General features: G+C 60.4%; 30 protein-coding genes and 1 pseudogene. 14 read left to right on the forward strand and 17 right to left on the reverse strand.

The window, feature by feature from the left end; genetic code table 11:
* Window positions 1–10 precede the first annotated feature (10 nt).
* The 10 genes from ACWTV1_RS00205 to ACWTV1_RS00250 form a co-directional block, all read right to left on the reverse strand.
* Window positions 11–808, reverse strand: coding sequence for a cyclase family protein (locus tag ACWTV1_RS00205; RefSeq protein ID WP_498503661.1), 798 nt, complete (start codon window positions 806–808; stop codon window positions 11–13).
* A gap of 28 nt (window positions 809–836) precedes the next feature.
* The gene (locus ACWTV1_RS00210) at window positions 837–2351 is read right to left on the reverse strand and encodes a sugar ABC transporter ATP-binding protein (RefSeq protein WP_498503662.1); all 1515 of its coding nucleotides are present in this window, start codon (window positions 2349–2351) and stop codon (window positions 837–839) included.
* Window positions 2352–2366: 15 nt separating this feature from the next.
* Complete coding sequence (locus ACWTV1_RS00215; RefSeq protein WP_498503663.1) at window positions 2367–3368, reverse strand: substrate-binding domain-containing protein; 1002 nt, start codon at window positions 3366–3368, stop codon at window positions 2367–2369.
* 46 nt (window positions 3369–3414) lie between these two features.
* A complete protein-coding gene (locus ACWTV1_RS00220; protein WP_147433361.1) occupies window positions 3415–4395 on the reverse strand; it encodes an ABC transporter permease in 981 nt (326 codons plus the stop codon).
* Between the two features lie 128 nt (window positions 4396–4523).
* On the reverse strand, window positions 4524–5462 hold the full coding sequence (locus ACWTV1_RS00225; RefSeq protein ID WP_498503664.1) for a sugar phosphate isomerase/epimerase family protein: 939 nt from the start codon (window positions 5460–5462) through the stop codon (window positions 4524–4526).
* 99 nt (window positions 5463–5561) lie between these two features.
* Entirely contained in the window at window positions 5562–6326 is a 765-nt protein-coding gene (locus tag ACWTV1_RS00230) for an SDR family NAD(P)-dependent oxidoreductase (protein WP_100389166.1), read from the reverse strand.
* Window positions 6327–6608: 282 nt separating this feature from the next.
* The gene (locus ACWTV1_RS00235) at window positions 6609–7325 is read right to left on the reverse strand and encodes a GntR family transcriptional regulator (RefSeq protein ID WP_498503665.1); all 717 of its coding nucleotides are present in this window, start codon (window positions 7323–7325) and stop codon (window positions 6609–6611) included.
* A gap of 11 nt (window positions 7326–7336) precedes the next feature.
* Window positions 7337–8155, reverse strand: a complete 819-nt coding sequence (locus tag ACWTV1_RS00240) for a triose-phosphate isomerase family protein (protein ID WP_498503666.1) — start codon at window positions 8153–8155, stop codon at window positions 7337–7339.
* 2 nt (window positions 8156–8157) lie between these two features.
* Entirely contained in the window at window positions 8158–8619 is a 462-nt protein-coding gene (locus ACWTV1_RS00245) for a ribose-5-phosphate isomerase (protein WP_498503667.1), read from the reverse strand.
* A 47-nt stretch (window positions 8620–8666) separates the two neighbouring features.
* Window positions 8667–10397, reverse strand: a complete 1731-nt coding sequence (locus tag ACWTV1_RS00250; protein WP_498503668.1) for a dihydroxyacetone kinase family protein — start codon at window positions 10395–10397, stop codon at window positions 8667–8669.
* Window positions 10398–10622: 225 nt separating this feature from the next.
* On the opposite strand from ACWTV1_RS00250, the pseudogene ACWTV1_RS00255 reads away from it, so the two are divergent.
* The 7 genes and pseudogenes from ACWTV1_RS00255 (at window position 10623) to ACWTV1_RS00285 (ending at window position 15455) form a co-directional block, all read left to right on the forward strand.
* Window positions 10623–11423 (forward strand): annotated as a pseudogene (locus ACWTV1_RS00255) (SDR family NAD(P)-dependent oxidoreductase).
* A gap of 146 nt (window positions 11424–11569) precedes the next feature.
* Window positions 11570–12034, forward strand: a complete 465-nt coding sequence (locus ACWTV1_RS00260; protein WP_498503669.1) for a thioredoxin family protein — start codon at window positions 11570–11572, stop codon at window positions 12032–12034.
* 75 nt (window positions 12035–12109) lie between these two features.
* Window positions 12110–12676 carry a DUF4395 domain-containing protein gene (locus ACWTV1_RS00265; RefSeq protein ID WP_498503670.1) on the forward strand — a complete coding sequence of 189 codons (567 nt, stop codon included), beginning with the start codon at window positions 12110–12112 and terminating at the stop codon, window positions 12674–12676.
* A 78-nt stretch (window positions 12677–12754) separates the two neighbouring features.
* Complete coding sequence (locus ACWTV1_RS00270; RefSeq protein ID WP_498503671.1) at window positions 12755–13216, forward strand: hypothetical protein; 462 nt, start codon at window positions 12755–12757, stop codon at window positions 13214–13216.
* 207 nt (window positions 13217–13423) lie between these two features.
* A complete protein-coding gene (locus ACWTV1_RS00275) occupies window positions 13424–13687 on the forward strand; it encodes a hypothetical protein (RefSeq protein ID WP_341620129.1) in 264 nt (87 codons plus the stop codon).
* 2 nt (window positions 13688–13689) lie between these two features.
* Window positions 13690–14661 carry an FHA domain-containing protein gene (locus ACWTV1_RS00280; RefSeq protein ID WP_498503672.1) on the forward strand — a complete coding sequence of 324 codons (972 nt, stop codon included), beginning with the start codon at window positions 13690–13692 and terminating at the stop codon, window positions 14659–14661.
* 92 nt (window positions 14662–14753) lie between these two features.
* Window positions 14754–15455, forward strand: coding sequence for a polyamine aminopropyltransferase (locus ACWTV1_RS00285; RefSeq protein WP_498503673.1), 702 nt, complete (start codon window positions 14754–14756; stop codon window positions 15453–15455).
* Here the strand turns inward: ACWTV1_RS00285 and ACWTV1_RS00290 are convergent, their stop codons facing one another.
* The 3 genes from ACWTV1_RS00290 to ACWTV1_RS00300 form a co-directional block, all read right to left on the reverse strand.
* The gene (locus ACWTV1_RS00290) at window positions 15456–15656 is read right to left on the reverse strand and encodes a hypothetical protein (RefSeq protein ID WP_498503674.1); all 201 of its coding nucleotides are present in this window, start codon (window positions 15654–15656) and stop codon (window positions 15456–15458) included.
* Window positions 15657–15792: 136 nt separating this feature from the next.
* A complete protein-coding gene (locus tag ACWTV1_RS00295; RefSeq protein WP_341620124.1) occupies window positions 15793–15954 on the reverse strand; it encodes a hypothetical protein in 162 nt (53 codons plus the stop codon).
* Between the two features lie 52 nt (window positions 15955–16006).
* Entirely contained in the window at window positions 16007–16180 is a 174-nt protein-coding gene (locus ACWTV1_RS00300; RefSeq protein WP_341620123.1) for a CsbD family protein, read from the reverse strand.
* 170 nt (window positions 16181–16350) lie between these two features.
* On the opposite strand from ACWTV1_RS00300, the gene ACWTV1_RS00305 reads away from it, so the two are divergent.
* Window positions 16351–17031 (forward strand): response regulator transcription factor, encoded by a 681-nt coding sequence (locus ACWTV1_RS00305; RefSeq protein WP_498503675.1) that lies wholly within the window; start codon window positions 16351–16353, stop codon window positions 17029–17031.
* Window positions 17028–18203, forward strand: coding sequence for an FUSC family protein (locus tag ACWTV1_RS00310; protein WP_498503676.1), 1176 nt, complete (start codon window positions 17028–17030; stop codon window positions 18201–18203). The genes ACWTV1_RS00305 and ACWTV1_RS00310 overlap by 4 nt, the downstream gene beginning before the upstream one ends.
* Here ACWTV1_RS00310 and ACWTV1_RS00315 read toward each other — a convergent pair.
* Window positions 18151–18960, reverse strand: a complete 810-nt coding sequence (locus ACWTV1_RS00315) for a DUF1206 domain-containing protein (protein ID WP_498503677.1) — start codon at window positions 18958–18960, stop codon at window positions 18151–18153. The genes ACWTV1_RS00310 and ACWTV1_RS00315 overlap by 53 nt on opposite strands.
* 108 nt (window positions 18961–19068) lie before the next feature.
* Here ACWTV1_RS00315 and ACWTV1_RS00320 point away from each other — a divergent pair, with 108 nt between their 5' ends.
* From ACWTV1_RS00320 to ACWTV1_RS00335, 4 genes are all read left to right on the forward strand, one after another.
* Window positions 19069–19593 carry a DUF427 domain-containing protein gene (locus tag ACWTV1_RS00320; RefSeq protein WP_498503678.1) on the forward strand — a complete coding sequence of 175 codons (525 nt, stop codon included), beginning with the start codon at window positions 19069–19071 and terminating at the stop codon, window positions 19591–19593.
* Between the two features lie 239 nt (window positions 19594–19832).
* Entirely contained in the window at window positions 19833–21032 is a 1200-nt protein-coding gene (locus ACWTV1_RS00325) for an SHOCT domain-containing protein (protein WP_341620118.1), read from the forward strand.
* Window positions 21033–21044: 12 nt separating this feature from the next.
* Window positions 21045–22262, forward strand: coding sequence for a TFIIB-type zinc ribbon-containing protein (locus ACWTV1_RS00330; protein ID WP_498503679.1), 1218 nt, complete (start codon window positions 21045–21047; stop codon window positions 22260–22262).
* Window positions 22262–22603, forward strand: a complete 342-nt coding sequence (locus ACWTV1_RS00335) for a hypothetical protein (protein ID WP_498503680.1) — start codon at window positions 22262–22264, stop codon at window positions 22601–22603. Before ACWTV1_RS00330 ends, ACWTV1_RS00335 begins: the two co-directional genes overlap by 1 nt.
* Here the strand turns inward: ACWTV1_RS00335 and ACWTV1_RS00340 are convergent, their stop codons facing one another.
* Window positions 22604–23236 (reverse strand): TetR family transcriptional regulator, encoded by a 633-nt coding sequence (locus tag ACWTV1_RS00340; protein WP_498503681.1) that lies wholly within the window; start codon window positions 23234–23236, stop codon window positions 22604–22606.
* 107 nt (window positions 23237–23343) lie between these two features.
* Between ACWTV1_RS00340 and ACWTV1_RS00345 the strand changes: the two genes are divergently transcribed.
* Window positions 23344–24129 (forward strand): SDR family NAD(P)-dependent oxidoreductase, encoded by a 786-nt coding sequence (locus ACWTV1_RS00345; RefSeq protein WP_498503682.1) that lies wholly within the window; start codon window positions 23344–23346, stop codon window positions 24127–24129.
* Between the two features lie 143 nt (window positions 24130–24272).
* Here ACWTV1_RS00345 and ACWTV1_RS00350 read toward each other — a convergent pair whose 3' ends face one another.
* Window positions 24273–25406 carry a baeRF11 domain-containing protein gene (locus tag ACWTV1_RS00350; protein ID WP_498503683.1) on the reverse strand — a complete coding sequence of 378 codons (1134 nt, stop codon included), beginning with the start codon at window positions 25404–25406 and terminating at the stop codon, window positions 24273–24275.
* A 120-nt stretch (window positions 25407–25526) separates the two neighbouring features.
* A complete protein-coding gene (locus tag ACWTV1_RS00355) occupies window positions 25527–26015 on the reverse strand; it encodes an ATP-dependent zinc protease family protein (protein WP_100389152.1) in 489 nt (162 codons plus the stop codon).
* Window positions 26016–26030 lie beyond the last annotated feature (15 nt).

Raw genomic sequence — 26030 nt, forward strand, 5'->3', positions numbered from 1 at the left:
GGTTGCAGATCTAAACGAACGCGAATGCGCGTCCCGGAGCTCCGCTGCCGCGCGCTACCTTGAGCGGCGCAAAAATGAAGTCCGAACCGCGAGTGGGCAATGCGCCGAGGTTGCCCAGCGCTTCGATGAAGATGGCACCGTTGCCGAGACCAGCAAGGTGTACGCCGCTGCCGTCATGGGCCGAACCCATGCTCGGGCCGTCCGTACCGACACAGCTCACACCCTTAGAGATGAGGTAGTCGAGAGTTTCAGCGATGGGTGCAGGCCAGGCCGGCCCGGTCTTCAAGATCACGCCGTCATGCGCGTAGGCACGTCCGTCGATGCCAGCGCGGTAGTGCTTTTCGTCCCACCGCGAGCGGAACAGGATGATGTCTCCAGCAGCGATCTCGCCGTGCGCCTGCTCAAAATCACGGATGTGGTCGGCAGTGATTGCTGGGCTTACGCCGGGTGCCATCTGGGCATCCAATAAGTACTCGATATCGATCACGACGGCAGGGCCCATTAATTGTTCAAGCGAAACATGTTCGGCCGTTATGTCGCCGACCTCCGAAGCGCCGTCAATGTCGGTGTGGGAACCCGGGAGGAAGTGCGCCGGCGCATCCATGTGGGTTCCCGTGTGCTCGTCAATGAGGAGCCACCGCGTCTGGTAGCTGCCGCAGTGGGCTTGGAGATGAGCCTCGGTGGTTCCGCCATCCTCAAAGAAGTTGAACGTCTTCTGCTGGTAGGGCATGTGGCCCGGCCAGGTGCAGGGGAGCTCCTCTGCCAAAAGAAGGGTGAGATCAACAATCGTGCCGTGGGGGAAAGCCATCGGGTATCCGTTCTCTTTGGGCCAACGCTTACGCGGCGGCCATGACCTCGGTGAAGGAAAGAATTCGTTCCTCGGTTGCTTCTTCTCGGCTCAGCTCAGTGACGATCGCACCCTTGCTCATCACAAGCACTCGGTCAGAGAGCGCCAGCACTTCAGGCATCTCGGACGATACCATCAGCACCGCCATGCCCTGAGCGACGAGATCGTCGACCACTCTGTAAAACTCAGCGCGAGCACCAACATCGATTCCGCGAGTCGGTTCATCCAGAATCAGCAGCTCGGGCTTGGAGAGTAACCACTTGGCCAACACGACCTTCTGTTGGTTTCCTCCGCTGAGCACACCGGCGTCCAACCAGCTTCCGCCGATTTTAATGCGCAGGTCATCGACCTGCTGCGCAACATCGGCATCGAGCTTCTTGCGATTGAGCCAAAACTTGCCGTACTTCGCCAAGTAGGAGAGCACAACGTTGTCGTGGATAGTGAGTGCCGTGTGAAGGCCGAGCTGCTTGCGGTCTTCCGAGACCATGGCAGCGCCAGCGCGAACAGCAGCGAGCGGCGAGCGGATGACGCCTGTCGTGCCGCCCAACACCACCGTGCCGCTGACCGCCGGATCTGCCCCGAAAATAGCGCGGATCAGCTCGGTACGGCCGGAGCCCACGAGCCCCGCTACTCCCACGATTTCGCCGCGGCGCACCTGGAACGAGCACTCGGATGACGAGCCCTGAACAACAAGTTGGTCGACCGTGAGCACAGCATCACCGGGCGTCTGGATCGTGCGGGCCTCGTGCATCTCCTTGTCGAGAGCACGACCTACCATTGCTGCCACGAGCTCGTCGGTGCTGGTGCTCGCCGGATCAAACTCTCCGCGGGCGATACCGTCGCGAAGAACAAAGATGCGGTCAGCAACCGCGTAAACCTCATCGAGACGGTGGGTCACGATGATTACCGAGCGGCCATCTTCGCGGAGCCGGCGAATGAGCTGCAGCAACGAATCAGTCTCGCGACGCCCGAGGGCGGCGGAAGGCTCATCCAAGATAAACAGCTGAGCGTCGACCGATAGCGAACGGATGATCTCAACGATCTGCTGCTGAGCAACGCTGAGTTCAGATACGAGAGCTTCGGGATCAATGCCGAAGTCCATGTACGCGTCCGCAATAGCCTTCGAGGCCTGGTCAACCTGCGACTTGCGAGTTTTCCACCATCCCCAGCGGTAGCCCGTGGGGCGGGTGAGGAAAAGGTTCTCCGCCACAGTCATCTCAGGAATGAGATTGAACTCTTGAAGAACGATCGCGACACCGTGGTCGAGAGCGTCCTTGGTTGAGTGGAAGGAGACTGGCATGCCGTTCACGGAAACCGTGCCCTCATCCATCTCAGTCGCGCCAGCAAGAATCTTGCCGAGCGTTGATTTGCCGGCGCCATTCTCTCCGACCAGTGCGACGACCTCGCCCCGGCCGATGTCAAAGTTGACACCGGCCAGAGCGCGCGTGGCACCGTAGCTCTTCTGAATCCCCGAAGCTTCGAGGAGTGGAATGTTAACAGTCATGCCAGTTCTCGATGTCTACTCTTTGAAAACGGTGTCTTGTACCTGGTCTTCGATGGCGAGCACGTTCTCGGTCGTGACCAAGATCGTCTCGACGCTGATCTCTGCATCAACGTCTTCGCCATCAAGGAAGCTGCACGCTGCCGTGAAAGCTTCTTGACCCATCAGCACGGGCTGCTGCATCGCTGCAGCGGCTACGTCACCAGCCTTGATGGATGCCAGCGTATCGGGGCTGCCGTCGAAGCCAACAACGATCGGGGTTTCTGCGCCATCGATTGCGGTCAGCGCGCCCTGAGTCGCTTCGTCGTGCTCGGTGAAGACTCCGAGAAGGTCAGGGTGTCCAGCCAAGAGGTCCTGAGTGAACCCGAGGCTTTCTGAACGGGTGTAATCAGCTGATTCCAACAGGGGAACGATGGTGTATCCCGCTGCTTCAACCGGTCCGGAGAACCCTTCGGTGCGGTCCTTGCCGTTTTGGCGAGTCTGCGAGATGCCAATGATGCCAACTTCGCCCTCGTCGAACCCTGCGGCCTGCAGGGCTGCGACGAGCTCTTCCCCGGCACCCTCTGCCGCTGCAACGTTGTCAGTCTTGATCAGCGAGACATAGTCGCCGCTATCGGTGCCAATATCAGCGATGATGACGGGAACGCCGGCAGCAGAAGCTGCATCCAGCACGGCCGGAGCCGAGGCAGTGTCAGTCGGCGACAAGATGATGGCGTCAACGCCAGCAGTAATCGCATCCTGAGCATTCTGAAGCTGCTTGCTCTGGCTGTTGTCTGAGTCGTAGACCGTGACCTCAGCGTTAGCGTCTGCCGCAGCATCCTGAATGCCGACTGACAGCGAACGCCAGAAGGCCACGCTCGTCGCGGAGGTGATGTACGCGACGTTGGCGCCCTCACACCCCGCAACCGTGATCTCAGGGTTTGCACCACTTGAGTCGGCTCCATCGATAGAGCAGCCGGTCAGCACCAGCGCTGACGCTGCCATAGCCGCTGCGGCGATGAAGGGTTTAGTTACACGCATGATTCTCCTTTGATATGTGTGTTGCTGTGTTTGTGCGGGTGAAAAATTACCGCTTGCGAACGCGGACCAACCGGTCGAGAACGACCGCGAGGATGATCACAGTTCCCAGCGCGGTGCCCTGCCAGAAGGCGTTGACACCGATGATGTTGAGCCCGTTCTGAAGAACGCCGATGAGGAAGATCCCGATGAGTGTGCCAAGCACGCTGCCCTTGCCGCCCATGAGCGAAGCGCCACCGATGACGACGGCAGCGATCGTGGTCAGCTCGAAACCGCTACCCGTGTTGGGGTCGATGGTGCCGAGTCGAGACGACTCGATCGTCATCGCCAAAGCGCAGAGCAGACCCGTGACGGCGTAGGGGATCACCTGATAGAAGGAGACCCGGATGCCCGAAAGGCGAGCTGCCTCAGGGTTCGAGCCGATCGCATAAATGAATCGACCCGGCTTGCTGCGGGTGAGGAAAATGTGGGCGGCGATGTAGAGCACGACGAAAACGATCACGTAAAACTTGACGCCGGCAATGTTGCCCTTGCCGAAGAAGGCGAATGCGTCGGGCAAGTTGAAGATCGAGCGGCCGTCAGAGAGCACATACGCCAGCGACGCAGTGATCGACATCATCCCGAGCGTCACAATGAACGGCGCGAGTTTGACGTAGGCGACGAGGATTCCGTTGACGAGCCCCGCCAGCAGTCCGACGAGCAACATGACGCTGACGCCAACGAGAACGCCGGCACTCGGCATGACTAAGCCGCCCATCACAATGGAAACGGCAGCGATGCCACCGACCGACAAGTCAATGCCGCCCGTGAGGACGACCAGTGTCTGCCCGATCGCGATGATGCCCAACACCATGACCTGCGACAGGATGTTCTGCATATTTGACGATGACAAGAAGCGCGGCTCAATGATCGTCAACACAACAGCGAGCACGACAAGCGCACCCAACATGGCTGCCTCAATGCGATATGTGGCAACGAACTTGCTCCACCCCGAGCGCGGCGTACGCTGCTCGGCTACTGTCGCGGTCACGCTGAAAGTCCAGCGGTTCGGTTGATACTGAGAGTCATCATTGTCTCCTGGGTCGTGGCAAAATCACTTCGGGATTCGCCGGTTCTCTAACGTCGAGGGTCGGGCGGGGTGGTTGTCAGATCAACGGTCTAGCTAGCCAGGGTTTCGGCAAGCAGCCCGCGGAGATGGCGTTGGTTCTCGCCGCACACGCTGATCGAATCGCCACCATAGTGCTCGCATGTAAGAATCCCGCTGTATCCCAGCGAAACAGCGAGTTCGACTACCTCGCGGTAGTTGATAACGCCGTCACGCAGCGTGCTCGGGGCGGTTGCATAGTAGGAGTGGTCGGCAGCCTCGTCGCGGGTGTAGTTCTTGAGGTGCCAGTAGTTGGCATAGGGGAGAGTCTTGGCATAGGTCTCGCGCCAGTCTTCAACCTCGCGATGCAGTCGAACCAAGTTGCCGACATCAGGGTTGATGCCGACGAGGTCGGTTCCGACATCCTCAACGAAACGAACAGCGCTATCAGAGGAGCCGATGTAGGTGTCTTCGTACATCTCAAGCGACGTGATCATTCCGAGGTCTTGAGCGTGACGAGCGAGCTCCCGAATGCGAGTGACCGCCGTATTCCAGACCTCGGTGTCGCCGACCGGATCAATCGGGCCCTGTCCATTCCAGAACCAGAGTGCGTCACGCTGAGCCTTGTTGAACGGCTGGTGCAACCCTGTGGAATAGACGCTGATGCCCATCTCCGCTGCAGCGTCGATTGAGGCGTGTTGGTACGCCAGGTTCTCGGCTTCCTTTCCCGGCTCAATCACGCTGACTCGCTGGATGTGAACTGACGGAATCTTCATTCCCAGTTCAGCCGCGATTGAGACCAGCTCAGCACGCTCGCTACTGCTCAACAAAGCCGGCTTCAGCCACGCATCCGACAGCTCCACATTGGTGAAACCCTGGTTCGCAATCTTGGAGAGCTGCTTCCTCCAAAACACTGGGCCAGCAGTCTGAGCCGGTATTCCATCGCGTGTGGTGGTATCCAAACCCAGCATGCAGCTGGTGATGGGCCAAGTATCAGCGGTATAAGCGGACACGTCATTGTCCTTACGTTTATGGCGCGACCGTAGCCGGGCGAAAGTGCAGAAGGGAAAAGGGAACGGATAACTCAGCGATTGCTGAAGTGAGCCCGACCGTTAGTGAAGGTAAAGTCCGCCGTCGACGTTGAGAGTCTGGCCTGTGATGTAGCCGGTCTCTTCGCCGATGAGGAAGTGGATGGCTGCGGCGATATCCCGCGGCGTACCAATTCGACTCGTGAGCAAATCTTGTGTCAGCTCATCTTTGCGAGCATCCGAAAGCGTGCCGCCCATGATGTCGGTGTCGATCGGACCAGGAGAAATTGCGTTGACGGTGATGTTGAACTCACCGAGCTCGCGGGCAACCGAACGAGTCAGGCCGATCACGCCAGCCTTCGACGCCGAGTACGGAGTCTTGCTGAACGTGCCGCCACCGCGTTGGGCGGAAACGGAAGAAATATTGACGATGCGACCGATGCGGTTGGCAACCAAAATACGAGCGACGCGCTGCGAGACATTGTGAACGCCATCGAGGTTAATCGACATCACGCGCGACCACTCAGAAGGAGTGACCTCGAGGTACGGCACGGGGGAGCTGACGCCCGCGATGTTGGCCAAAGCAACGATCTGGGGAAGGCCGGCTTCAAAGGAAGTGATGGCCGCATCCACTGACTCAGGGTCGGTGACGTTTGCGCCGTAGCCGAGGGCCTTGACGCCGTAGGTGGTTGCGAGCTCTTCGGCTACTGCAACGGAGCTGTCGTGGTCGACATCGATGACTCCGATGTTCCAACCGCGCTCTGCCAGATAGGACGCCGTGTAGCGACCGATTCCGCGGGGAGACACTGCTCCGGTGACGATTACGGTGCGTTCGGTGGGGAAATCCATATTGCCAACTCCTTTGTTGATTCTCGGGCTTGTTCACCCGATGCATCTAATCGTAGATCATATAGCATCTTTCGAATCGGACGCAAGATGAACCGTCAGCAGCATCGCCGAAACCGGAGCGATTGCCCGGATCTAGGCGTCTGCGGCCCCGCAAAGCGGCACCCAGGCGAGACACCTATACAGTGCTCGGCGAAGGTGGAAGGGTCGCGCTAGGGCGGGCTGGTTGCAGGCCACCGAATGCGCGCGAAAGCGCTCCGAAACCTTTGGAGAGAGTTGCGTTACTTACCGGACGGAATCATCGCGAGCGCGATCGCGCACCTTGAGAATGTGGCTACGCATAGCAGCCTCGACTGCTTCGGGCCCGTGAGAGAAAGCGTCAAGAATGGCACGATGCTCCGCAGTTGCTTCTTCTGCATCGCTCACGCCTGTGGCGACGGTTTGTCGCATCCGATGGACGCGAGTCGAGATTGCTTCCGACATGTCGATCAAGAAGGGATTGTGAGTGTGTTCGAAGATCAGGTGGTGAAAATTCCAGTCCGCAGCGAAGTACTCACGAAGGAGTTCGAGCGGAATATCCCCGGCCTCCGAGGCGTCATGAACTGCCGCCGTGAGTTTGAGATGTTCGGCTAGTGCTTCTTCGAGCGCTGGAAGGATGCTTTCCGGATTCCGCGCAGCGATTGCAGCAGATCCCGATTCCAGCACAAGCCGAGCATCGAATAGCGACTCGAGCTGGTCCGCTGCGAGGGGTTCGGCAACCGTGTATCCCTTGTTGGCTACACGGGAAACGAGGCCGGTGCGTTCGAGCTGGACAAGGGCTTCGCGCACCGGGGTGGGGGAGACGCCGAGGTCGCGAGCTATCGTGTCGATCGAGAGACGAGACCCTGGCTCAACGCCCGGCCCGAGAAGCACGTCGAGCACGCGGTCGTAGACGTGGTCGCGCAGTCCGCGGCGCTCAATGGAGGGCGACGAGTTCGATGTGAACAGCGAATCAGTCGTCATTGGAGCCTCCCCTAGTGACCGGCCACGGCGGGACGGTCGGATGTGCGATCGGAAGTGATTCTACCTATTTCATCGAGGATCGAGCGGATGGCTGTCGGATCGTGCGCAAACCTACCTAGAAAAAGGCCGTCCACTATGCCGGCGAGTTCAGTGAAAAGGCCCGGGCCAGCACTTCCTCCGTAGATCACGCTGGATTCGGGGTGCAGCTTAAGGAGGCGGGCGTACGCTCGGAGACGGGTGCAGACCTCCTGAATGTGCTGAGTGGAGGCGGGCTCGGGGGCGCCAATCGCCCAATGCGGCTCGTATGCGACCGTAATCGCGCCCTGATAACCGTGGGCGTCAGCATCCCGGAGCGCATCATCGAGTTGGCGGATGCACTCCACCGCAGCCTCAGCGGCCGATGACTTGTGAGACTCTCCGATGCACAGCACGGGGCGCAGCTTGTTGCGCAGGGCTGCAGCAGTTTTGGCGCGAACTACTGCATCCGTTTCGCCAAAGAGCTCCCGACGTTCCGCGTGGCCGACCTCGACGACGGTGCACCCGATTTCGGCAAGAACGCTGCCGCTGACCTCGCCGGTGAACGCGCCGACATCTTCGGTGCTCAGGTTTTGGGCTCCGACTCGGGCGAGGCCTTTCAGGATTTGTTCTGCGGCCGGTATAGAGGGGAACGAAGGGATGACGAACAGCTCGACAGCACCCGACAGCACAACCTCGTGAGTGCGGGCGATCTCTGCGACGGCGGTGCACCAGTCAACAGCGCGTTCGTGGCTGAAATACATCTTCAAGCTAACGCCAACCTGCACGGGCGTGATGCTGCCGGGGCTGTTCACGGCTACGCGTTCTCGTAGGCGGAGATCTCTTGTACCTTCTCATTCGACGCACTCGTGGCGTCGAACTCGTAGGTCAGCCACTCGCGCACATTGCGGCGCGCAAGCTCGATGCCAACGACGCGCTGGCCCATGCACAAGATCTGAGCGTCATTGGAAAGGATGCTTCGTTCTACCGAGAAGGAATCGTGTGCGGTGACCGCACGAATGCCGGCAACTTTGTTGGCGGCGATTGCGACTCCCAAACCGGTTCCACAGATCAAGACAGCGCGGTCAGCGTCGCCTGATGCCACTGTCTCGGCTGCAGAAATTGCTACGCCGGGGTAGTTTTTCGCAGCATCGGCCGACACACCAACGTCAATAACTGAAGTAACAAGTGGATTGTTCTCCAGATCGCGCTTGATGATCTCTTTGTAGTCGAATCCGGCCTCGTCTGAGCCGATGACGACGCGCCATGTCGTGGACATAGTGTTCTCTACTTTCTCTGTAATGGATGATGAACTCGGTGGAAGATTTAGGCGTCAGCGAGTTGGGCGCCGAGCATTGTCACGATCAGCGACAGCGACACCGCGCCGGGATCTGGCGTTCCCAGTGACTTTTCGCCGTGGGAGCGCGCCCGCCCGAGACCGGGCATCATGTCGCTTGTGCGTTCGGTAGCGTGGGTCGCTTGTCGTGCTGCCTCGGCCCACGCCGCGGCCAGGCTGTCGCCGGCCGCCACCCGCTCGTGAAGTGAGGTGGCGAAAGGAACCAGGGCGTCTACTAACGTCTTGTCGCCCACTGCTGCTCCGCCATACGCCATGACGGCGTCGCTGGCGGCACTGACTCCGGCGCTGACCGAGTCGGCTGTGATCTCGGCGGTGTCGCCGAGGTGCTCGCCGATACTCTTCAGGATCACTCCCCACAGTGCGCCTGAGGTGCCACCGGCGCGATCTGACCATTCATCGGCAGCGTGGTTGAGCAAGGTCTGTGCGCCTGCTCCACGCTCTGCAGCTTTCGCGGCGGCGGCTGCAGCAGCGTTCACTCCACGTTGCATGCCGATACCGTGATCGCCGTCGCCGGCGACGGAATCCAGACGTCCAAGTTCGTCGGCATTCTCGGCGATCAAGTTGCTCATGGCAGAAAGCATGGTGGTGATTGTGGCCGCTGCCGTCTGTGATGCGGAGCTGGCCTCCGCAATCGCGTCGTCAGCGACCGCCGCGTTGTCGTCTTCGGCGGCAACGAGCAAACCCGAGTGCGCTGTACCTGTTCGGAAAGCTGGTGTGTTCGCCGGCGCGTTCCAGAGTTCTTCGAGCTCGTCGTTGAGCCAGAACAGGGTGAGGGACACCCCTGCCATGTCGAAGCTCGTGCAAAACTCGCCAACCTGAGGGTCAACAATGGTGATGCCGGCGGTCTCGAGCAACTCGGCAATGCGGGAGAACAGTACGAAGAGTTCTTCGTTCTTTACAGAGCCCAGCCCGTTGAGCACCGGAACCACACGAGCGCCTTGAGGCGTTACGCCGTCAGGGATCTCTACTTCGGCCAGAAGTCGTTCGACGAAGAGTTCAGACAGTTCGTTTGCGGTGGGTACATCAGTCTCTTCGAGGCCCGGTTCGCCGTGGATACCTAAGCCGATAGCCATACGGCCCTCTGGCACCGAGAACAGCGGCTCCGATGCACCTGGGAGCGTGCATCCGGAGAATGCGACGCCCATGGTGCGGGTTCGTTCGTTGGCTAGGAGCGCAACGCGCTCGACGTTGTCGAGGTCGTGACCGGCTGCCGCTGCGGCGCCAGCGACTTTGAAGACCGTAAGGTCGCCCGCGATACCTCGCCGCTTTTCTTTGTGGCTGGGCGGAGCGCTGAAGATGTCATCGGTCACGACAACGGAGCGGCACTCGATACCGGCGGCACGTGCTGCATTCTGAGCGGTAGAGAAGTGCATGACGTCTCCGGCATAGTTGCCGTAGCTCAGAAGCACACCGCGCCCCTGGTGCGTCGCTTGGATTACTGATTCCACTTGGCGGGCGGAGGGGGAGGCGAAGAGATTGCCCATGGCCGCGCCGTGCGCCAGTCCTGGTCCGACGAGTCCGGCGAAGGCGGGATAGTGGCCTGAGCCGCCGCCGATGACGACTGCCACTTCCGGGCTTTCGGAGCGGGTGGAGCGAGCCACACCACCCGAAGTTTTGCGGACCCACTTGGTGTTGGCGCGGATGAATCCGTCGACCATTTCGTTGGCAAAGTCCGCTGGTTCGTTCCACAAACGGGTCATTGTTCTCGCTCCTCATCGTTGAGCTGCAGTTCTACGCGATCGCGCATTCAAAGATACTATAGGAAATAGGAAGTGATGCGCTGTGTCTGTGTTTCGTGCGCTGATGTTGATATGGAACCGTTCGGTAGTAAATCCCAGAATGGCGTGCTACCGTCCGGTACAGAACGAGAGTTTGTTTCCGGATCGCCACCGCGATCCGTCCCCACATCAGGAAGGATCCCCACAATGGATCTCACAAACCGCCGCGGAATCATCACCGGAGCTGGCCAAGGAATCGGCCAAGCCCTCGCCCTCGAATTTGCTGCCAAGGGAGCACACCTGCTGCTCGTCGGGCGCAAGGAAGCCACACTGTAGAAGACTGCTGACCTCGTAAAAGAGGCGGGTGGAACATCCGACATTCTGGTTCAAGATCTCGGAGAAGCGGATGGCGCGCAGAACGTCGCTGACGCCGTGAAGTCGTGGGACACCATCGACCTTCTCGTGAACAACGCCGGCAACGTGCGCGCGGGTCGTCTCGAAGACGCCACCGCGGAACAGGCCACCGCAATGATCGACCTCAACCTCACGGCCCCGGTGCTGCTCACGCAGGCACTGTTGCCGCAGCTTCGCGCCAGCGGTGCAGCGGGCGGAAGCCTGCTCCTTAACATCTCGAGCGAGATCGCCCTCGTCGCGATGCCGTTCTACGCGGTTTACGCCGCCACCAAGTCAGGTCTTGCCGCGTTCGGTGAAGCGATGCGTCGCGAACTGCACGGCACCGGCGTGCACGTGTCCACCGTTTACCCCGGCGCCACCGACACCGAGATGATGAGCAGCCAGAACGCTGACTGGGAGCGCCGCCCCGTTTCCGACGTCGTCGCTCAGGTCATGACCGGACTTGCCGCCGACGAGCAAGAAATCAACGCATCGGCACCCGATGGCCGTGGAATGCAGGAGCTCAACGCTTCCAACCCGCTCGCTGTTGACGCCGCGATGGCCCCTGGCTTGGCAGACATGGAAGCCGCAGTGAAGGACCACAACAGCATCTAGCTGTCGAACGGAATATCTGAGGCCCCATTCGACTTGTTCTCTGAGTAGCAAGTCGAGTGGGGCTTTTGTCGTCACGGTGGCATCTGGGGCCAGTAACTTCGCGTCATACAACGGCGACGGACCCGAACTCGCAATAATCTCGAAAGGTGACTGCAGTGGAAACCCTGATCGTGCTTCTCGGCCTCGTGGCACTCGCCACCGTGCTGGGCTTAGTTTGGCGTGCCCGAACCGGCCGCATCAAGCACACTCGAACTGACGTCTCGACCGCCACATCCGAAGAGAATCGCATCTCGATTCCGGGTACCGCCCCGTTCGGCAGCCGCGTCACTCTGCTCCAGTTCTCCACCGAAGCCTGCGCAATCTGCACCACGGTCCGCACCCAGTTGAGCGCCCTCGCCGACGAATTCGATGACGGAACCAACTCAGTCGTTCACGTCGAAGTGGATGTCACCTCCTGCCCCGAAATCGCCAACCAATTCAACCTGCTGCAGTCTCCGACCACGTTCATCCTCGATGGCAACGGCGTGCTTCAGGCACGCATCGGCGGAGCCCCCAAGATCAACGACCTCCGTGCCGAACTGGACCGGATGCTCGCCCCCGCGTTGGTCTAAGCACCAGTTTTCGCACCCCTCCACCCCGAGACAGCGCCCGCACCCGCGCCCAGCGCATCACAGATAGCGACTCCCATGACTACGAATGACCCCCACGCAGCCGGAGCGGCTCAGCTCTCGGGCTCCAAAGCAGCTCTCGCCGCCAAGCCCGGCCAAGCCGGAATTGACCCGCGCGGTCCACGCTTCGGCGCCGGCATCACCGCCGTGCTCCTGCTCACCGTGATCGGTCTCGGCCTGGATGCCGCAGCTGCACTCCCGGCCACTCTCGCCGAGCGCGCCAGCCAGCCTTCGTTCATCCTCTTCGCCGGGATCGCTGCACTCTTCGCGTGGGGCGCCTTCGCCGGCATCCAGCGCCACCCCTACGGTCTCTTCTTCAAGGCAGTGATTCGTCCGCGCTTGAGCGCACCCAGCCACCTCGAAGATCCGCGCCCGCCCACGTTCTCGCAAGGCGTCGGCTTTGTCATCACCGTGCTCGGCATCGTTCTGCACCTCGCCGCCGTGCCCTACGCCCTCGTAATCTTCGCTGGCATGGCGTTCATCGCCGCGTTCCTGAACTCGGTCTTCGACTACTGCCTCGGATGCCAGCTCTACGTGCTGCTCGTGCGCGCCGGTCTGATCGGTCGCGCTCGCTCCGCAGCGTAACGCCGTAGTGCTCGGCGTCCTAGTCGGATGTCGGGGCCGGTGCGAGTGTCAGGCGCGTGCTTCCGATAAATTGGGAGCATGCACCGCACCAGTCTCGCCCTTCGCTTAGTCGTTCCCGCGATCTGGCTGGGGCTGATTATCGGCATCTCGTTCCTCGAGACTCCGCTGAAGTTCCAAGCGCCGGGGATCACCCTCGAGCTCGGACTCGGCATCGGCCGGGTGGTCTTCTTCGCGATGAACACGACCGCGCTGGTACTTGCTGCGCTTCTGACCGTGGCCATGATCCGACCCCGCGCGACGCGAACGCAGTGGGGGCTAATTATCGGCCTTTGGGTAGTGTTGCTCACCCAAATTCTGGTGATCCGCCCACCGCTCAATGCCCGCACGGATGCCGTAGTCGCGGGCGTAGATACCGGCGGATCGCTCTGGCATTACTTCTACATCGCCGCCGACGGCAGCATCTTCGTGTTGCTGATTATCTTCATCGTGGTTTCGGCTCGGCTGCTCATCCCGGCGGCGACGCCGCGAAAGGTCGCCTAACTCGTTACAAGCAGCAGGGAGACTTTTCAGAAGCGTCAGGGGAGCGCGAGCATCCGCCCATCGCTCCGTCCTTCCCAGTGAGTATGCCGTGACCTGGGCCGCAACTCTTCCTCCGACTGCGGTGCGCGATTATCGTGACATTACAGTGGGCGGCTACCGAACACGATGGTTGCCCGATTCCTCAACGCGAGCGAAAAGGAAGAAACCATGTCTGATCTCAATAGCCCCTCCGCCTCGAGCAGCGCTTCTGGCCCCGACGCCCACAACATCCAAGACTGGACAGATCTTGGTAAAGAAATGTGGTCGTATCTCACCGGTCGAAGTGCAGTAATCGACTACAACTTCATCGACATGACGGTCGAAGTTCCTCGCGATGTTGGTCAGGATGCGCCGCGCGCAACCTGGAAATTCAACGGCACCCTTCGGGTGACCACCAGCGAGGGATCCGGCTCCGAACCGACCGCCCCGTAACGATGAGTACCTCAACGAGGTTCGACATCGATCTGTCCTTCTCCCTCATCGAACCAATATTTGACGATGCGGATGACGCGTCCTCAGGCAGCGGAGAGTCTGGAGCAGCACCGCTCGAGACAGAGAAGATGACCGGAACGATCAGTGCCAGCGGCACGGACATTGAAGTCTTTTCCAGCAAGCCGGAACTGTTTCTGCAGGCACGCACGGTCAAGCTCAAAGACGTGCGCGTCGCTGCCAAGGCCTTGGCCGAGCGCGGGCTCACCGTGGCGCTCACCGGGCCGCTCGGGCTCATCGCTCGTGTCGGGGCAATCAAACCCTCCGTTGCGCAGCGGGTGCTCACGGGTTCGCCGCATATCGCCCTCGGCAGCCGCGCTGCGATTGCTCCGCTGTTGCGGCGCCGAGATTCGGCCGCGGCGACGGCATCCGAAATGCAATTTCCACCCGGCACGCTTCTGCCGCTCGTACCGACGTTCGACCGCTTCGTGCGCCGACAGATCACCACGACGCACTACGCGCCGGGGGCTGGCCGCCCTCGACTCTTCTTCGTCGTCGGCTCTGAAAACTGGAACGGTCAGATGCCGCGCGAGTTCGAGCTGCGATCAGAAGTGACCACCATTGGGTCATCCTCTGCTGCTGACCTGCAGCTGCCGGGGCTCGAACCTATCCACGCCGAGATTCGTCACGATGATGACGACGAGTACGTCCTTCACGCTATCGGAGCGGTGGGCGGCGGATCACGTCCGCTCAGGGGGCAAGATCCCGGTGCGCGCACGCTCAGAACGGGCGCGCGAATGGAAATGGGAGAGTGGCGCCTCGGATTCTTCCGCGAAGAGTACGCCGACCATGGTCGTCCGTTTGGTGGCCGTATCGGAGGCGAAATGGGGCATCAGAAGCCGCAACCTGGGCGTCATCGCGCCGAAGCGGAACCAGTGGTGCTGCCGGAAGGGCCAGAAGTTCCCGAGACGCGCTAGCGCGCCCGACGCGGTAGCAAACGACGCGAGGAACGGCGCGGGCTACTCAGCGATGAGCAGCCTGTGCGGCGCAAGCCACGTAGGCTCAACCCATGGCTATCTCCCGCTTCGAAGAGCTCGACTTTCAAGAGACCCCGATGGGGGAGCTCAACCTGCGGCGCCGACGAGAGCCCACGCTCGGCGTGGACGTGTACGAGGTGAAACTTGGCGAGGAGTACCTCATGTCGAGCCTCTTTACCGTTGCCGAAATCGCCCTCTCTGATCTCGGGCTTGCGGCGGCTAGTGGCGACAACTTGCGCGTCGTCAACGGCGGGCTCGGTCTCGGGTACACGGCGGTTGCCGCGCTTGCCGATTCGCGCGTCGGCTCACTCGAAGTGATCGATGCCCTGCCCGCCGTGATCGATTGGCACAATCGCGGCCTGCTCCCGGTATCCGCAGAACTTACCGGCGATAGCCGCACCACCCTCACGCACGCCGATTTCTTTGCCGTAATGCGTGCGGAGCCGACGGAGCCGTACGACGTGATCCTGCTGGATGTCGACCACTCACCCCGTCACCAGCTCGACCCGAGCCACGCTGACCTCTACACCGTCGACGGTCTTCGCCGCGTGCGCGCTCATCTCAGCGACGGCGGAGTTTTTGCGCTGTGGTCGGATGACCCGGCCGACGATGAATTCATGGAGCGCCTGGCGCAGGTCTTCGAGAACCCCATCGCGCACGCGGTCGACTTCGACAATGCGTTGACCGGTGGCGTCTCATCCAACACCGTGTATGTCGGGACGAAACGCGCCTAGTTACGGCTCGGTCGTAGGGGCCAGTTCTTCAACCCACTCGGCGATCGGGTCTTCGTTCGCGTGAAGTGCTGCGTGCTCACTCGCTGAGAGCGGAGGGAACGGCGGCGCGATAGCCTCAGCGTCATCTCGGCACAATCGTTGAGGAGCCAGCGACGACGGTTGCGGGGCACTCGTGACGGGAGTGCCAGTTTCTCTATACATTCGGGGGATCCTTAGGGTCGTGCCGGATGAAAGATGAGGGGCGCACGACCACGTGGTCGTGCGCCCCTCGTTCAGTCCATCGCCTTCTGGGGAGGGGGCGATGAACTGCTCCAGCTAGCTCTACAAAATGCTGCGGTTAGACCCGTCCACCGGTCAGTTTGCGAGCGAGGAAGACGATGACGGCGACTACTGCCAGCACGATTCCCACCCAGAGGAGGAAATTCAGTGACTGAACAAGGCCTCCGGTCAGAAGAAGTGCGACGGCGATAACGGCGATGATGATGAGAAGAGTGTTCATGAAGTGGTGCCTTTCGAAAGCAGTAGGGTGAGCGAGGTGGTAGCGGTATGCGCTACTCGGAAACCGCGTCTTTGACGTTCTCGCCAGCCTTCTTCAGGCTCGCTTTCGTCTGATCAGCTTGACCTTCAGCTTCAAGCTTTTCGTTGTCGGTGGCTTCGCCGGTGGCCTCTTTGGCCTTGCCAGCGACGTCTTCGGCAGCGTTTTCGATTTTGTCTGATGCGCTCATGGGTGAATTACTCATCGTCGGGGGAGTGCGGTGGTATGGAGTGCTCGCCAACGCTGGCGTAGTGCGGCGAGCACCCCACAGTCTGAGAGTATTCTGCGCGCCCGGTGGGAGACTTCACCCCTAGGGGTGAACTTTCCCTCAACGTCGAATTGTCGCTTTATCGTTGAGGAATGACCGCTGTACACATTGCCCTCGTTAACGACTATGAAGTCGTCGCCCGCGGAGTCGTCGGGATGCTGCGCACCTACCAAAATAGGGTTCGCGTCGTAGAACTCGACCTCAACAAACGGGTGGACGAGCGCGTCGATATCGCGCTGTACGACACCTTCGCCGGCACGCAGGGTGATCGAGCCGCCATTGCACAACTGACGAGCAACCCTGCCGTGAGAGTCGTTGTGGTTTATTCCTGGAACCTCGACCCGACGCACATCGCGACCGTGCTCAACAACGGTGCCGACGGGTACATCTCCAAAGGGTTGCCCGCCTCGCAACTTGTGAAGGCGCTCGAAGCAATCTACGCAGGCACAGAGCGTGTTCACGCGGGTGGGGTCAGCATCCCGACCATCATCGGCGGGGATTGGCCTGGCCGAGAAGAAGGGCTCACCGAGCGCGAAGCAGAAGTGCTTGCGCTCATCACTCAAGGGCTCTCGAACGTCGAGATTGCCCAACGCACCCACCTGTCGATCAACTCCATCAAGACCTACATCCGCAGTTGCTACCGCACCATCGGCGTAGCGAGCCGCACTAACGCCGTGCTCTGGGGGATCGAGCACGGTTTTCGCCCCGATCGCCTGCGCATCGAGCATCCTGAACCATCGCCGGGTACGGCTGAGATCACGGTGAATGCGTGAAGCGAATAAGACTCGACACGAGCAAGTTGCAGCCAGTGAGCAACTCGCTGCAACCGGTGAAGAAAACGGCGGGGCGGATGCGCGCCGACATCACTCGCACGCGCATGCTTCAAGCAGCGAAAACTGGCATCGCGGTGGGGATCGCGTGGACCGTCGCACCATATTTACCGGGGGTGGCGGACAACTATCCGTACTACGCACCTCTGGGAGCGATCGTCGCGATGTATCCGACGCTCATGGGATCGATGAAGAATGCGGCCCAGACCCTGGGTAGTCTCGCGGTAGCCATTGCCCTGGCTGGCGCCGTGATCATCTTCAGTGCTCCGAGCGTGCTCACCATGTCACTTGCGGTGGGCCTCGGCGCGTTGATCGCCGCGACAGGGTGGTTCGGATCCAACCGGGAGTACATCCCCGTTACCGTGCTCTTTGTGCTGATCATCGGGGGACCGGATGCCGATGACTACTCCCTCGGTTATCTTGAGCAGGCGACGCTCGGCATCATAGTCGGTCTCCTCGTCAATTTCTTGATCTTCCCCGCGCTAACCCACAACGCAGTCGACCAGCAGTTGTCGAATTTTCGGACCGTACTCTCGAGCCATCTCGCCGATATGGCCGAAGCTCTCGCTGAAAGTTGGCCGCCAGAACGCGACGGTTGGGCAACAGGCAAAGACTCCCTCGTCGCGGTCTCTCGAGAGGTACGCGAAGCGGTGCTGCTCGCCGACGAGAGCCGTAAAGCTAATCCCCGAGCGCGCCGATATCGCCGCGACCTCAAAGCAGATTACGAAGAACTCGCGACGTTAGAGAACGTCACTTTTCATGTGCGCGACATTACGGACGTGCTGACCGGAGCGGTCTGGGGTACTCCCATCAAGGTGCAGCTGCGAACCGAGTTGCGACCAACCCTCAGCGCTGCCATCGCGGCTGTGGCCCGGGCCCTCGGCGAGTGGGATTCCGTCGAAGAACGTGAGGATGCTCATGCTCTCGCGACGGATGCTCTCGCGACCTTGACGGCGGAACTGGATGAGCGAAAAGACACCGCGTCGGCCTCCACCATGGGGGCATCCGCCGCTATCTCCATGGACATCGCTCGCATTCTCGCTGCCCTCGAGCCGTTGACCACTAAAGACGCGCGAAACGAGCCCGCACGAAGCAGTAAATGCCGTACGCGATGAGCCCGATGGCGATCACCACAAGCACGACAACGCCGAAAGGAAGTTCGGTGAGGCTGGTCAGCGCAGCATCCAAGCCGGATGATTTTTCTGGGTCGTGTGTGAACGCGGCTATGACAACGAGCACCCCGGCCACGCCGATAGCCAGGCCTTTCGCCACATACCCGGCGACTCCTAAGCCCACAACAGCGGAGCGCAGAGTGTTGTGGGGTACCGAAATGTCTTCCGTGAACTTCTGCGAGACGCCCTTGTAGATAAAGAACCCGCCAACTCCCATCACCGCGACACCGGCAATCACGAGCACGACGATTCCGATTGGGTTGCCCATGAGGTCGGCAGTCAGGCTGCTCGTGCTGCTCGACGAATCTGACGAACCGCCGAGCGCGAACGTCAACGCTGTGGAACCGAGAACAAAATAGGTGATACCTTTCGCGGCTTCGGCCCCGCGCTTCGCCCACTTCTGCTTCGAATCGTTCGGCTGCAAAAGAAACGTCGAAATCAAGAGCCATGCTCCGAGCGCAACCATGCCGATGACGACAGCCCAGAGGAGAAAAACACCGCCCGGAGTCGACGCTAGTTGCTGAAAGGCGCCGGACTGGTCGGCGTCGGTTTCGCCCCCTCCCGTGGCGATGCCGATGGCGAGGGCACCGATAAGAAGGTGCACGAGACCGTTGACGGCAAAACCGAGTCGAGCAAGGATACGCAGCGCAGTGCTGTTCTTCGCGCCGCGGGCGGCAGCAGAAGCTGAGGCATCGTTCATGACGGTCAGTGTAGATCAGCGACGTGAATGCCTGTCTTGAGTATGGGGTTGTGTGAGTATTCGCCGACCATGCAGCAGCATCTCAGCGCACCCCTGCAAGATGGAGTCATGACTCCCGCACCTGTCCCTCGTCGTCTTTCGCGTCCGACGCCCATCACGCCTAAAGCTGGCCAAGAGTCCGTGTGGGACTATCCGCGCCCGCCTCGCGTCGAGCACATGTCTCAGCGCGTTGTGGTGCGTCTCGGGGGAAAGGTGATCGTGGATACGACGGATGCTGTGCGGGTGCTCGAGACAAGTCATCCACCGGTGTATTACGTGCCCATCGTGGCCTTCCCCGAGGGGGCGCTCGTGCCGGTTCGCGGTACCAGCTTCTGCGAATTCAAGGGCGAAGCGCACTACTTCGATGTCGTCGCGGGCGGAGTGGTTGCTGAACGGGCCGGCTGGGTGTACCCAGAGCCGACGCGATCATTTGATGAGCTGGCAACTCGCGTCGCGCTCTACCCCGGCCAGATGGATTCGTGCGAAATCGATGGTGAACTCGTCACTTCGCAAGAGGGTGACTTTTACGGCGGATGGATTACAAAGAACCTCGTTGGGCCATTCAAAGGCGCGCCGGGCACGATGGGCTGGTAGCGCTTCAGTAGGCTCTCGGGGCAGTGCTGGGTTCCCGTCGCGAAGCGATTACGCCTCGCATTCCAGTCGCGGTGATGCACAGAACCAATTGCGCGAAAGCAAGACAGCGGATGCTGTGAACCGCTACCATGCTGAGAGATTGTCGCTCGCCGATGTTTTTCGTCCCCGTGCAACACACTGCACTGACGAAACTGCTCTATCGGCGGTCGATCCGCACAATGAGTCGACGGGATAGATAGATGGGTTTCATCAAGGCGTTCGCAGGAGCAATCGGCGGAACATTCGCTGACCAGTGGAAAGACTTCCTGACCCCGCCCGCTCACCTTGCTCCCACCGCCGCCATTTTCCCCGCCGTGGCCCAGGGCACGAACGCAGGACGTGGCTCTAACACTCAAGCTTCCGAGCACATCATTACCAACGGCAGCCGCATTGTGGTGCCCGAGGGCTACGGCCTCGTGACGTTCCAAGATGGTCAGCTGACCGGTTTTGTGGGGGAGCCTGGCGGTTTCGTGTTTACGTCCGAAGACCAGAACGCCGAGTCGTTCTTTGCGGGCGACGGCATCATCAGCTCCACCGTGAAGACGTCATGGGAGCGTTTCAAGTTCGGTGGCCAGCCCGGTTCGCAGCAGCTCGCTTTCTACGTCAACCTCAAAGAAATCCCCAATAACAAGTTCGGCACTCAGTCCGAGATTTACTGGGATGACGCTTACCTCAACGCACAGGTCGGCGCGATCACTCGCGGTAGCTACTCTCTTAAGATCGTCGACCCCATCCTCTTGGTGAAGAACTTCGTTCCCTTGACCTACTTGGGCCAGTCGCCCAAGGTTTTCGACTTCTCCGATCTCGACAACGACGCTGCCAGCCAACTTTTCAATGAGGTCGTCGGTTCCCTCGCGGCTGCCTTCTCGTACTACACAAACGACCCCAGCAAGGGAAACCGCATCGCCAAGATCCAGGGCGACGCGGTTGGCTTCGCCCAGTCATTGAGTGCAGCAGTGGATGACGGCTACCAGTGGACAACCGACCGCGGCCTCACCATTGAAAAGGTCGCCCTTCAGTCCATCGAGTATGACGAAGACACTCGTGCTCTGCTGAGCGACGTCAAGAAGGCGGATGCTCTCGGCGGTGCCCGCGGTAATTCCTTCATGCAGCAGGCCGCTGCGCGCGGTTTCGAAGCGGCAGGATCGAATGAGGGTAGCGGCGGTGGGGGCGCAGGAATGGCCTTCCTCGGTATGGGTATGAACGCAGCCGGCGGCGCTGCTGGTGGATTCCAGCAGCCGAACGCCGCTCCGCAACAGCAAGCGGCACCCGCCGCTGCAGCAGCACCAGCGGCCGACGACCCTATGGCCAAACTGCAGCAGTACAAGACAATGCTCGACCAAGGTTTGATCACCGAGGCCGACTACGAAGCCGCTAAAGCCAAAGTTCTCGGGCTGTAGTTCCCGATGTCGATGGATGCTGTCGAACCCGATACTCCAGCGCCGGCCGATGCTGAAGACGCTCGCCGGGTCATCAACACGGACGATGGAGCGAAAGACGGACTAGCGAAGTGTGCGCGCTGTGGCGCCACCGAAATCTCGCTCAACGTTGCCACTGGCCTATTGCGATGTGGATTTTGCCGCTTCGAGTGGTCTACCGACAACGCGGTCGATGCGTTCAATCTCAACGGCGATATCAGCGCATTGACGGGAACGCTCGTCGGTTCCGGCTCAAGCGACATCGTGCCCTCGACCGAAGAAATTCTGACGTTCAAGTGCACAGCGTGCGGCGCCGAGGTCGTGATTGATACCAATACGAGCACTCAAGCACGCTGCCACTGGTGTCGCAACACTCTGTCGATGAATCAGCAAGTTCCTAACGGTGCTGTCCCCGACATGATCTTGCCCTTCAAAGTAGAGAAGGCATCTGCGGTGGAGAAGATCGCGCACTTCGTCGGCAAGCGGAAATTCTTCGCGCATCCGACGTTCCGGGCGGAGTTCAATGCCGAAAACGTTATGGGCGTTTACATGCCCTACATGGTGGTCGACATCAACGCTCACGCCAGGCTCGAGGGCGAAGGGGAGCACCAAACCCGTTCGTACACGGTCAAGGTGGGCGATAACGATCAACGGCGCTACGACGCGGATCTTTACTCGGTGGCACGCGAATTCGACATTCACGTCAATGACCTCACTGTGGAATCGTCGAGCGATCGTCTCGATCAGAACACTTCGCAGAACTCGAACAACATCATCAACACGATCATGCCGTTCGATGTCGAAAACTCGGTGCGGTACGACTCGAACTATCTTTCGGGCTTCACCTCTGAGCGTCGCGACAGCAATCTCGATCAACTCGCGCCCATCGCTCATACCCAAGCTGAAGACATTGCTCGCCACAAGGTGAACAGCACGCTCGCGTTCTATGACCGCGGAGTGCGCTGGTCGTCAGAAAAGGTCGATGTGCACGGCCAACGCTGGGTGTCGGCGTACCTGCCGGTCTGGCTTTACAGCTATCAACAACGGAAATCGAACGGAAAGACGTTCTTGCATTACGTTGCCGTTAACGCTCGCACGGGAGAAACAATGGGAAGCGTTCCGGTGCACCAAAGCCGCTTGCTTCTCGTTTCTGGTGCGGTGCAGTTGGTCGGCACCGTGATCGGACTCGTTCTCGTGGCGGTGGGAATCTAATGTTGAGTTTTACCTTGTGGCTGACCGAGAGCGGTCAAGTGCTCGCTGCTGGATCCTCTGACGACGATTCGGGTGGTCTCGGGCTCGTCTTTCTCCTGTCGGGGTTCATCTTCTATTCCGCTATCTACCTCCGCTACCGCAACACCGACAAACGGCACAGTCATGAGTCGGAGACGGAAGCGGCGATGGTGAACCTCAACGAAACCGACAACTTCATCAAGTCGAAAAAGGGACTCACGAACGCGCGAATGTCGGGCGCCAACAACAAGGCTGTGCGCGGTGCCCGCAACTCGACGGGTGGTGGCATCGCCGGCGGAATCGCAGGCAAGTTCCGGCTTTAGTTAGCGGCGTTGTCCAAGATCTAAGCCAGCGGATAGTTGTCTAAAAGCGAGTGACGCCTGCGTTGCGAGCGCGCTCGGATCGTGCAACTCGCGATCGCTTTCGGCGCTTGTTTCCAGGGCAATCCGCACCGCGCTAGTAGCAGCGGCCGCGAGACAACGTAATGTCAATGAGGTGGTTTCGCTTCGCATGATGGGGCCGAGAACTAACCTCAATTGAACCTCTGAGTCAGAGTTCACTCGATGCCAGACGTGCTGCAACGGAACATCACTCGTGCTGGAGTGAAGAAGCCCCAGAGTCCATCGGAGACCTTCAATTTCTTCCTCGCTGCGCGGAGTGAGTACGGCCGAGATGGTGCGCTCGAGGGCGACGATGATGTCCTCGCTGGGATCAGCTGCTGCGACAAGCGCATGCCATTGGTCCGCGCCGATCGTAAGGAGCGGAGCCACAGCATCTTCTTTAGCGCTGAAGTAGCGATAAAACGTGCGAATCGAGACGCCCGCTTGACGCGCTATTTCCTCGGCGGTCACGCCGTCGGCACCGCGGTCAGCGAAGAATCGGGCGGCGGTTCGTGCGATCTCAAGCTGGGTGTCGCGTTTGCGACGTTCCGTCAGGCTGAGGGGTTCGACATCCATACAAGGAGCGTACGCGGTTGTGCGCTGATTGCAGAAACTGCCAGTCCGGCGCATTGTGCCAATTTCGCGTAGCGTGGGTCCGACACTCATCGAAGAGAGATTTTCCCATGAACAGATATTCCGGACGCCGCGCCATCATCACTGGTGCAGGATCAGGCATCGGCCAAGCGACAGTGCTTCGCCTTCTCGCTGAAAACGCCACCGTGGTGGCCGTCGATGTGAGCGAAGCAGGGCTCGCCGATACCGTAAGCAAAGCGGGATCCCACAGCGCCCAACTCTCGACCGTCGTTATCAACATCGCTGACGAGGAGTCGGTAAAGTCCGGCGTTGCAACAGCTCTGGCCACGCTGGGCGGGCTCGACGTGCTCGTCAATGCAGCGGGGATTCTGCGTTCATCACACACGCACTCGACGACACTGGATCTCTTTCAGCAGGTGATCAACGTCAACCTCGTGGGTACCTTCCTCATGATTCGAGAGAGCATTCCTGCTCTACTCGAAGGCAACGGTTCAGCCGTAGTCAATTTCAGCTCCACGTCAGCCGCGTTCGGTCATCCCTATATGTCGGCCTACGCCGCCAGCAAAGGTGGAGTGCAGTCGATGACGCACGCCCTCGCCGCGGAATACGCGAAGCAGGGCATCCGATTCACGGCTGTGCAACCCGGGTCGATTTCATCGGGGATGACCGAGGGAGTCGGCGAAAGCAAACAGAGCATGGGGCCGGGTATTCCGGAGGATGCGGACTCCTCGTTGTTCATGAAGATGAGCCCGGCCATCAAGGAAGGGTATGCGGGCCCCGAAGCGGTTGCGGGAGTTGTCGCAATGCTCGCAAGTGAAGATGGGGCTTTTGTAACGGGCACCGAGATTCGAATCGACGGCGGCGCTCACCAGTAGTGGAGTAGCGCCGAACGATCTCCCTGGCTGGACCGCGGCGGGACTAGTTGCGCTGTGCAGAGTGCGAGACCCGTGACACACGAAGGGCGCTGTGGCTGACAGGAATGTCAGCCACAGCGCCCTTGTGTTGTTCAGTCTTACTCTTACAGGGGCCCGCGGAACGTCGCAGCGACGGGGGAGTCATCGGGGAGATCATCGCTGCGCACGGCCTTCACCGTGCCACCGGTGCGTAACACGCGGGCAGCAATCTCGTCGACTAAGCCGTAAGTGGTGGGGCCTGGCTCGCTCGCGAACTTCACTGTTCCGTACTCGTCGATATCGCCTTCATCCGTCGATTCCAGATCGAACAGCAACGTGTCTACAAGTCCCGCGGTGGCGGCGTGCGCAACATCGCTGAGTTGAGAGCTGGCGACGCCGTTACTCCGCTTGTTTCCGAAGCTAGAGCGCCACGATTCCAGTTCTTTCGCATGGCTCTCGGCCAGAATCGCGCGGCCGCGAACCTCGAGGTCTTCCAGCGACAGCGAGCTGGGATTAGCGTCGATAGCCGCCTCTAGGAGTGCCCGGTAGGTGGATACTTCGCGGTAGGCGGGCTGCAGGTCGGAGGATGCGGCGAGCACGAGCGGCAGTCCGGATGCGCCGATGACATCAAGTACTGCTTCCTGTACGCGAGAGCAGTAGCGTCGAAGTTCGACCTTGGGTCCTAGGGCGCCATCGGCCCGGGGCATATCTGCCTTGCCCTCGTTGTCGGCGGTTTCGAGGGAACGCCCGAGGTCGTCGGGAAGGGTCGGCAGAGCGAGTTCCACGCTCGAATCGTCAGCATTGAGAGCCAACAGCCGCACGCTGCCCTGAGTGAGCGCGAGCACGTAGCCCGAGTGCCCGAAAGTCGTGGCGCGGAGCAGCGGGCCGAGGTCGAACCGATCGCCGGTGGCGACATGGGAGGGAAGTTCGTTGCGCACGCGAAACGCTCGCGTGACTTCAGGCGAACTGAAGACCGCCACGGAGCGTGCGGATGATGACCAGAAGTCGGTGTCGTGATCAAGCGCGGCCAATGCCTGGCCGATCGCATCCAACTCGGCCTTCTCGACACCGAGCACGCCGAGTTCGGCAATCGCTTCGGTAGCCGAGGAGCGAAGGGCGAGGCGTGCAGCCTCAGTATCGCGGCCGATGGGGGGACCGCCATCGGTGGATCCCGGTGACACGTACAAGGAAACGCTTGCCGCGTTCCGTTGCTGCGAGAGTTCTACAAGGTCTTCATGAGTGGGGATATCGATGCTCATGCCGTCACCATATCGAGAGCGACTGGGAACGCAATCAGGTCATTATGGTTGACTGGAAGAGGGCGTTTGTGGCGCGGCCGCCCCTGAGCGCAATTGCATTCAGCGTGAGGCGGATGCCCGCTAGCCGCGGCCTTGATTGCGGCGACGAATGGCGCGCGGGGCACGACCGCCCAAGAACGAGGCGCTCGAGTCGATCAAGAACCCCTGGCCGAGGGCCTCACGCCCTATGAGCATCCGGAAGCCCATGTCGCTGCGATCCGTCAACGTGGTCTCCGCGGTGACCGTCTGCCCGAAGAGCTCGACGTGCAGCAAAACCACGATGCGGTCTTCACTGTGACCAGAAGAGCTGCGCACGGCACGACGATCGTGAATCTCGCGTTCGACAACCGCAGCGTCGGCATCCGACTTCTGCCATGGCACGACCGTGAACCGAACCCAATCGCTGCCATCGGCGCCGGTGAATTCTTCAACATTCGTCGCGTGGATGGCAGAACTGTGCGCACCCGTGTCGAGTTTGGCTTTAATCCACGAAACGCCGATTTCGGGTAGGGCGACCCACTCACGCCAGCCCGCGACCGTGTTTGAATGGGTAGGTTCTATCACCCCCATATCTTGACAGGTCGC

The sequence above is a fragment of the Salinibacterium sp. VpJ6 genome, assembly GCF_059767345.1.

Bases quoted from the DNA above. Each gene is read 5' to 3' on its own strand.
- ACWTV1_RS00205 (WP_498503661.1), bottom strand. From the start codon at position 808: ATGGCTTTCCCCCACGGCACGATTGTTGATCTCACCCTTCTTTTGGCA.
- ACWTV1_RS00210 (WP_498503662.1), bottom strand. From the start codon at position 2,351: ATGACTGTTAACATTCCACTCCTCGAAGCTTCGGGGATTCAGAAGAGC.
- ACWTV1_RS00215 (WP_498503663.1), bottom strand. From the start codon at position 3,368: ATGCGTGTAACTAAACCCTTCATCGCCGCAGCGGCTATGGCAGCGTCA.
- ACWTV1_RS00230 (WP_100389166.1), bottom strand. From the start codon at position 6,326: ATGGATTTCCCCACCGAACGCACCGTAATCGTCACCGGAGCAGTGTCT.
- ACWTV1_RS00235 (WP_498503665.1), bottom strand. From the start codon at position 7,325: ATGACGACTGATTCGCTGTTCACATCGAACTCGTCGCCCTCCATTGAG.
- ACWTV1_RS00245 (WP_498503667.1), bottom strand. From the start codon at position 8,619: ATGTCCACGACATGGCGCGTCGTCATCGGCTCAGACGAGGCCGGATTC.
- ACWTV1_RS00250 (WP_498503668.1), bottom strand. From the start codon at position 10,397: ATGACCCGTTTGTGGAACGAACCAGCGGACTTTGCCAACGAAATGGTC.
- ACWTV1_RS00265 (WP_498503670.1), top strand. From the start codon at position 12,110: ATGACTACGAATGACCCCCACGCAGCCGGAGCGGCTCAGCTCTCGGGC.
- ACWTV1_RS00270 (WP_498503671.1), top strand. From the start codon at position 12,755: ATGCACCGCACCAGTCTCGCCCTTCGCTTAGTCGTTCCCGCGATCTGG.
- ACWTV1_RS00275 (WP_341620129.1), top strand. From the start codon at position 13,424: ATGTCTGATCTCAATAGCCCCTCCGCCTCGAGCAGCGCTTCTGGCCCC.
- ACWTV1_RS00280 (WP_498503672.1), top strand. From the start codon at position 13,690: ATGAGTACCTCAACGAGGTTCGACATCGATCTGTCCTTCTCCCTCATC.
- ACWTV1_RS00285 (WP_498503673.1), top strand. From the start codon at position 14,754: ATGGCTATCTCCCGCTTCGAAGAGCTCGACTTTCAAGAGACCCCGATG.
- ACWTV1_RS00290 (WP_498503674.1), bottom strand. From the start codon at position 15,656: ATGTATAGAGAAACTGGCACTCCCGTCACGAGTGCCCCGCAACCGTCG.
- ACWTV1_RS00295 (WP_341620124.1), bottom strand. From the start codon at position 15,954: ATGAACACTCTTCTCATCATCATCGCCGTTATCGCCGTCGCACTTCTT.
- ACWTV1_RS00300 (WP_341620123.1), bottom strand. From the start codon at position 16,180: ATGAGCGCATCAGACAAAATCGAAAACGCTGCCGAAGACGTCGCTGGC.
- ACWTV1_RS00305 (WP_498503675.1), top strand. From the start codon at position 16,351: ATGACCGCTGTACACATTGCCCTCGTTAACGACTATGAAGTCGTCGCC.
- ACWTV1_RS00315 (WP_498503677.1), bottom strand. From the start codon at position 18,960: ATGAACGATGCCTCAGCTTCTGCTGCCGCCCGCGGCGCGAAGAACAGC.
- ACWTV1_RS00320 (WP_498503678.1), top strand. From the start codon at position 19,069: ATGACTCCCGCACCTGTCCCTCGTCGTCTTTCGCGTCCGACGCCCATC.
- ACWTV1_RS00325 (WP_341620118.1), top strand. From the start codon at position 19,833: ATGGGTTTCATCAAGGCGTTCGCAGGAGCAATCGGCGGAACATTCGCT.
- ACWTV1_RS00330 (WP_498503679.1), top strand. From the start codon at position 21,045: ATGGATGCTGTCGAACCCGATACTCCAGCGCCGGCCGATGCTGAAGAC.
- ACWTV1_RS00335 (WP_498503680.1), top strand. From the start codon at position 22,262: ATGTTGAGTTTTACCTTGTGGCTGACCGAGAGCGGTCAAGTGCTCGCT.
- ACWTV1_RS00340 (WP_498503681.1), bottom strand. From the start codon at position 23,236: ATGGATGTCGAACCCCTCAGCCTGACGGAACGTCGCAAACGCGACACC.
- ACWTV1_RS00345 (WP_498503682.1), top strand. From the start codon at position 23,344: ATGAACAGATATTCCGGACGCCGCGCCATCATCACTGGTGCAGGATCA.
- ACWTV1_RS00350 (WP_498503683.1), bottom strand. From the start codon at position 25,406: ATGAGCATCGATATCCCCACTCATGAAGACCTTGTAGAACTCTCGCAG.
- ACWTV1_RS00355 (WP_100389152.1), bottom strand. From the start codon at position 26,015: ATGGGGGTGATAGAACCTACCCATTCAAACACGGTCGCGGGCTGGCGT.